This window comes from Flavobacterium sp. (assembly GCF_028712645.1).
Lineage (GTDB): Bacteria > Bacteroidota > Bacteroidia > Flavobacteriales > Flavobacteriaceae > Flavobacterium.
Window position 1 is genome coordinate 1 of record NZ_JAQTPQ010000231.1, and the last position, 5,729, is coordinate 5,729.

General features: G+C 33.8%; 8 protein-coding genes and 1 tRNA gene. 6 read left to right on the forward strand and 3 right to left on the reverse strand.

The window, feature by feature from the left end; genetic code table 11:
• The 3 genes from PHC28_RS14860 to PHC28_RS14870 form a co-directional block, all read left to right on the forward strand.
• Nucleotides 1-503 (forward strand): bacillithiol biosynthesis deacetylase BshB1 (locus PHC28_RS14860; RefSeq protein WP_300102336.1); only part of this gene is annotated, 503 nt, incomplete at its 5' end.
• Between the two features lie 62 nt (nucleotides 504-565).
• Nucleotides 566-639: transfer RNA gene (locus PHC28_RS14865), tRNA-His, on the forward strand.
• Nucleotides 640-779: 140 nt separating this feature from the next.
• Complete coding sequence (locus PHC28_RS14870; RefSeq protein WP_300102339.1) at nucleotides 780-1,109, forward strand: YegP family protein; 330 nt, start codon at nucleotides 780-782, stop codon at nucleotides 1,107-1,109.
• A 111-nt stretch (nucleotides 1,110-1,220) separates the two neighbouring features.
• Here PHC28_RS14870 and PHC28_RS14875 read toward each other — a convergent pair whose 3' ends face one another.
• Nucleotides 1,221-2,237: a M28 family metallopeptidase gene (locus PHC28_RS14875; RefSeq protein WP_300102359.1), complete on the reverse strand. Its 1,017-nt coding sequence runs from the start codon at nucleotides 2,235-2,237 to the stop codon at nucleotides 1,221-1,223.
• A 116-nt stretch (nucleotides 2,238-2,353) separates the two neighbouring features.
• Nucleotides 2,354-2,806 carry an Lrp/AsnC family transcriptional regulator gene (locus PHC28_RS14880; RefSeq protein ID WP_300102342.1) on the reverse strand — a complete coding sequence of 151 codons (453 nt, stop codon included), beginning with the start codon at nucleotides 2,804-2,806 and terminating at the stop codon, nucleotides 2,354-2,356.
• A 147-nt stretch (nucleotides 2,807-2,953) separates the two neighbouring features.
• On the opposite strand from PHC28_RS14880, the gene rocD reads away from it, so the two are divergent.
• Nucleotides 2,954-4,204: an ornithine--oxo-acid transaminase gene (rocD, locus tag PHC28_RS14885; protein ID WP_300102345.1), complete on the forward strand. Its 1,251-nt coding sequence runs from the start codon at nucleotides 2,954-2,956 to the stop codon at nucleotides 4,202-4,204.
• A gap of 158 nt (nucleotides 4,205-4,362) precedes the next feature.
• On the opposite strand, the gene PHC28_RS14890 is transcribed toward rocD, so the two are convergent.
• Nucleotides 4,363-4,695, reverse strand: a complete 333-nt coding sequence (locus PHC28_RS14890; RefSeq protein ID WP_300102348.1) for a helix-turn-helix domain-containing protein — start codon at nucleotides 4,693-4,695, stop codon at nucleotides 4,363-4,365.
• Nucleotides 4,696-4,801: 106 nt separating this feature from the next.
• Here PHC28_RS14890 and PHC28_RS14895 point away from each other — a divergent pair, with 106 nt between their 5' ends.
• Nucleotides 4,802-5,434: an NAD(P)-dependent oxidoreductase gene (locus PHC28_RS14895; protein WP_300102352.1), complete on the forward strand. Its 633-nt coding sequence runs from the start codon at nucleotides 4,802-4,804 to the stop codon at nucleotides 5,432-5,434.
• 21 nt (nucleotides 5,435-5,455) lie between these two features.
• Nucleotides 5,456-5,729: hypothetical protein (locus PHC28_RS14900; RefSeq protein WP_300102356.1), on the forward strand; the 274-nt coding region annotated here is incomplete at its 3' end.

Below are 5,729 nucleotides of genomic sequence, written 5' to 3' on the forward strand. Positions count from 1 at the left end.
ATATGCGTGACGGTTTTTTTGTTAATGATGAATTGCATCAATTGAAAATTATTAAAATGCTTCGGAAATACAAACCCGAAATTGTCATTTGTAATGCCATTGATGATCGCCATATCGATCACGGAAAAGGAAGTAAATTAGTTTCAGATGCTTGTTTTTTGTCAGGTTTGATGAAAATTGAAACTGAAATAAATGGAGAAAAACAAGAAGCTTGGCGTCCCAAATTAGTTTATCATTATATACAATGGAAAGATTTAGTTCCTGATTTTGTGGTTGATATCACAGGCTATAATGAGAAAAAGGTAGAAGCAATTTTGGCTTATAGTTCGCAGTTTTATAATGCAAATTCTAATGAACCAGAAACACTTATTGCAACAAAAAACTTTTTGGAGAGCTTGAGTTATCGTGCTCAGGATTTGGGAAGATTAATAGGTACTGATTATGCTGAAGGATTTACGGTCGAAAGATATTTGGCTGTCAATAGTTTAAGTGATTTGAGATAATTTTTTGGCAATTTTCTTTGCAAAAGAAAACTTTAGTACTATATTTGCACTCGTTAAAAATGGTGGTTGTAGCTCAGCTGGTTAGAGTATTGGTTTGTGGTGCCGAGGGTCGCCGGTTCGAACCCGGTCAGCCACCCAGAACGCAAAAGCTTCGAAGAAATTCGAGGCTTTTTTTGTGGAATATACTTTCATTTAGAAATAAATTAATTATTTATTAACTTCTTATTTATTGGATTTTTTTAAATTGCATATTAATAATCAATTAACATAAAAAATATGGGAACATTTTTAATTTCTAAAAGAAAAAACGATGAGTTTCAATTTGTATTGAAAGCTGGAAACGGTCAAGTGATCCTTGCAAGTGAAGGTTATAAAACTAAAGCAGCTTGCGAAAATGGAATCGAATCCGTTAGAAAAAATGCACAAGTGGAAGTAAGATTTGATAAATTGGAATCCAAAAACGGGAAACTTTATTTCAATCTTAAAGCAACAAATGGTCAAATCATTGGAAATAGCGAAATGTACGAATCTGTTGCTGCTCGTGATAATGGAATAGAATCTGTTGCAAAAAATGCTCCTGAAGCAGATGTAAAAGAAGATTTATAAGAGCAATAGTGTAAAAAGCAAAAGCTTCGAAGGAATTCGAGGCTTTTTTTGTGCAAAAAAATAGTTTCAAATTTCTTCGAAGCTCATTTTTTATTTAATTTTCTAAAGAAACTAATTTCCACTTTTATCCACCACAGGGCGATTTTCCCTGTTAGCTAATTCCCAAGCGACAGCAAAAGCTAGTTGTGCTCTTTTTGCTAAAGCATCAAATTCAATTTTTTCGACAGTGTCGGTTGGTTTGTGGTAATCAGCGTGAACACCATTAAAAAAAAATACCGAAGGAATTCCGTTTTTGGCAAAATTGTAATGATCTGAGCGATAATAGAAACGGTTAGGATCAGTTCGATCATTGTATTTGTAATCTATTGCCAAATGCACAAAGTTTTTATTGGCATCTTCGCAAATATTGTATAAATCCGTCGATAGATAATCTGAACCAATCAGATACACATAATTGCTGGAATCATTATGGGATTCATCGTGGCGTCCAATCATATCAATGTTGATGTCAGTTATGGTGTTTGCTAATGGAAACAAAGGATTTTCTGAATAAAAACTGGAACCCAACAAGCCGTGTTCTTCACCAGTAACGTGAAGAAACAAAATAGAACGTTTCGGTCCGTGACCTTCTTTTTTGGCAATTTCGAAGGCTTGTGCAATTTCAAGCAAAGCTACAGTTCCAGAACCATCATCGTCAGCACCATTACAAATTTCGCCATTCTTTAAACCAATGTGGTCATAATGTGCCGAAATTACAATGGCTTCATTTGGTTTTTCTGAACCTTCAATGTAGGCCCAAATATTTTCGGAATCAAGTAAATTGTCATTGCGTTTAGCATTCAAAAAAGTGGATGGAATTCTTTGATAATAGTCTTTTGCTCCTTTTGGAAAGTCAATTTTGTTGGCTTTGTATTGATTAATGAGATAATCTCCAGCTTTTTTTTGTCCTGTTGAGCCTGTTTGACGACCTTCCATACCATCAGAAGCAATTACATAGAGATGCTGCATTAAATCTTTAGGAGTGATTGTTGCAACATATTTTGCTGGCGAAACATCTGTAATGTTTGCTTTTTGTGAGGTGCAAGAAATTGTTGAGGCAATTAAGAAAAGGCAAAGAAATTTTTTTATATAAAACATATTTTGCAGGTATTTAAATTTAATTTCACAAATATCAGAAATAAAAACAGTATTTGAGATTTAAACGACTGATTTTTAATTTAGTTTTTGAGATTAAATTTTTTACATTACAAAGTAACATTCCGCTTAAAAGCACAACCCAGTTCCATTATAGAATCTGTTTTTGATATACCGGGAATAGTATCGATTTTTTCATAAAGCACCTTGCGCATATGTTCGTGATTGCGAGCAATGATTTTTATGTAAAGTGTATATAACCCAGAGATGTAATAACATTCTGTGATCTCGGGAATTTTTTTCAACTCTTCGATAATTCTACTTGAATCTTGGTCTTTATTCAGAGTAATTCCTGTGAAAGCACCCCAATCATAGCCAATTTTTTTCTCGTTGATTACTGGTTTTATTCCCGTAAGTACTCCTTGATCCATCAAACGATTGACGCGCTGATGCACCATCGTATTCGAAATTTTTAAATTGGCGGCAATTGTCGAATAGGCCATCCGACCATCTTTTTCCAATTCTTTGATGATTTTAGTGTCAAATTCGTCGAGTATCTCCATAGTTTTTAAAATTAAATTGACTTAATATTTTACAAATAAATAAAATATGACTTATTTTAAGCAAATGTAAGTCAAAAATATTATTTTTTATTGCTAAATAAAATATTTTATTATTTTTGTAATCGAATTTATTAAAATCAAATCGTTATGGAATTACTACATCATACACTTTCTTCAAAAGCCGAAGGAATGATTGCAAAAGAGAATAAATATGGAGCTCACAATTACCATCCATTACTAGTTGTTCTCGAAAGAGGAGAAGGCGTTTTTGTTTGGGATATGGACGGAAAAAAATATTTCGATTTTCTCTCAGCGTATTCTGCGGTGAACCAAGGGCATTGCCATCCGAAAATTGTGAATGCAATGATTAAACAAGCACAAACTTTGACTTTGACTTCTCGTGCTTTTTACAATGACCAATTGGGGAATTATGAAGAATACGTAACTAACTATTTTGGTTTTGACAAAGTGTTGCCTATGAATACGGGAGCTGAAGCAGTAGAAACAGCGCTTAAATTATGTCGAAAATGGGCGTATGAAGTGAAAGGAATTCCTGAAAATCAAGCGCAAATTATCGTTTGTGAAAACAATTTTCACGGAAGAACAACAACTATTATTTCCTTTTCGAATGATGAAAGTGCCCGTAAAAGTTTTGGACCTTTCACGGCTGGATTTATAAAAATTCCTTATGATGATAGTGAAGCATTGGAAAACGTTTTAAAATCAACAACAAATATTGCTGGATTTTTGGTAGAACCTATTCAGGGTGAAGCTGGAGTTTATGTGCCTTCCGATGGTTATTTGGCGAAAGCCAAAACACTTTGCGAGCAACACAACGTTTTGTTCATCGCTGACGAAGTGCAAACCGGAATTGCGAGAACTGGAAAATTATTGGCGGTGCATCACGAAAATGTACAACCTGATATTTTGATTTTGGGAAAAGCACTTTCTGGAGGTGTTTATCCTATTTCTGCAGTTTTGGCTAATAACGAAATTATGAATGTGATAAAACCTGGTCAACACGGTTCTACTTTTGGCGGAAACCCAATAGCTGCTGCTGTTGCCATTGCTGCGCTTGAAGTGATTCGAGATGAAAAATTGGCAGAAAATGCGGAACGTTTGGGAATACTTCTTAGAAAAGGATTGAACGAAATTGCGCAAAGAAATTCGTTGATAACACTAGTAAGAGGCAAAGGATTATTAAATGCCATCGTGATTGATTGCGACGAAGACTCTGATTTGGCTTGGAATATATGTATGAAATTCAGCGAATACGGTTTATTGGCAAAACCAACCCACGGCAACAAAATCCGTTTAGCGCCACCATTAGTCATTACCGAAAGTCAAATTCAGGATTGTCTTGTCATTATTGAGAAAGCATTGAATGATTTTAGATGATCTAATTAAAATAATTTTTGTTTTTTATAGGAATTATCTAGGCAATTACATACTTGTTCGACCCAATTTTGGGTGTGTATATGCTAGTTTGTAGTGAGCATGTACTAGTTAGTGGCAACACCATCAAACCGACTGCAAACATTAAACTGACAAAGAAATTAACCCAAGACAATTTTTCTATGCTTTTGACCCCAAACGACAATTTGTCCAATTAATGGTTCTAACGATTTTCCGTGTTTTGTTAAACTATACGCAACAGAAATTGAACTTCCAGCATCAACTTCACGACATACCAATTTGTTAACTTCTAAATATTTCAATTCTTTGGTTAAGGTTCTTGGAGTAATTGTACCTAAATCTCTTTTGAGTTCATTGAAACGTTTTTCTTTGTCGCAAAGACTTGCCAAAATAGCACCACGCCAACGACCACCAATTATATCTATAACATCTTGGACATCTCTTAACTGAATCTGCTTTTGCTTATTCTTCATCGAATTTTATTTTTAGTATCCTAAAAGATAGTGGTATTTTCCGCAAAGTTAGTATATTTAAGATACTATTCTTTACCTTTACCAAAAATAATTTAATCATAGTCAAATGAATATTACAATTATAGGTGCTTCGGCAGGCGTTGGACTTGAAAGTGTTAAAAGAGCATTAGAACGAAACCATAAAGTAACTACACTTTCACGGTCTGAAATTTCTTTGCCAAAAAATGCTGACTTAACAATCCTAAAAGGAAGTGCGACTGACAAAAATAATTTGCAGAAAGCAATTGAAAATGCAGAGGCGGTAATTGTAGCATTAGGTACAGGAAAAAGTATGAAGGCGACAACATTATACTCTGACTTTGCGAAGATATTAGTTGAAGTTCAAAACGAAACCAATGCAGAAATCCCATTTATTATTTTGACAGGTTTTGGAGCAGGCGAAAGCGGTGCATACAACTCATTTCTAATGAAAATATTTTTCAAACTACTACTGAAAGATGTTTATGCTGACAAAACTAAAATGGAAGAAATTATTTCAAGTTCAAAAATGAAATGGGAAATAGTAAGACCAGGACTTTTGAAAGACAAACCATTGACCGAAAAATATAAAATTGAAAATAAACTTTTCAAAGGTGTAAACATAGGAAGCATAAACAGAACAGACGTTGCAGACTTTTTAGTAAAACAAGCCGAAAACCCGACAGAAATCAAAAAATACCCTGCATTATCAAACAAATAACTAACATTAAAAATAAATAAAATGACAAATCAAATTTCAAACGTTGCTATTCCAACACCCGTAAAAATCTTCACTTGGATATTAATCTGTGCAGGACTTTTCTTTTTTTATGTTTACACATTTAGCCCAAACATAAGTTTTCCAAACGCAAATTTAGAAACCTATTCAGCCAAATTAGGTTTTGGAAGTACTGGTGTACGGATTTTAGGAAGCGTACTTGCCCTATTAATTTCCGTGATTTACAACAAACCACATTGGCTATTTATTACGCTTATTTCAAGAATATTTATTGAGT